Source organism: Peribacillus sp. SIMBA_075 (assembly GCF_046534585.1).
The window spans coordinates 1-334 of sequence record NZ_JAWRYN010000277.1 but is presented as its reverse complement, the minus strand read 5'-3'; the positions used below and the strand labels follow the sequence as shown (position 1 = coordinate 334).

Genomic DNA, 334 nt, shown 5'->3' with positions numbered 1-334 from the left:
GTGTTATTACGTGAGCAGCAATTGCCGCTAGATGATGTATTAAAGGTATTGAAAAAGCGTCATCAAGGTGAATGAAAAGCCGGGGACACTCCTGGCTTTTTGCATTTGAGTGAAAAACAAATCCTTCCTTTTCTTTTGTTCTATGTGACGACTCGTGAAGTATGTTATACTACACACGGTACACTGTTCGAAATGGAGGGTATCGGTGAGTAAATACACTTCTCAAAATCATCACACACAAGTCGTCCAGCTATTCCAAGATGGGCATTACTTTTTTCATAAAGGTCTAAAAGCATATAGAGAAAGAAATCTGCCAAAGGCAGTTAAGCTGATA

At 39.2% G+C, this 334-nt stretch carries 1 protein-coding gene; it reads left to right on the top strand.

Annotated elements, in window-relative coordinates:
• Positions 1-205 precede the first annotated feature (205 nt).
• The coding region (locus SB775_RS28240; protein WP_410864476.1) for a hypothetical protein at positions 206-334 on the top strand (129 nt) is incomplete at its 3' end.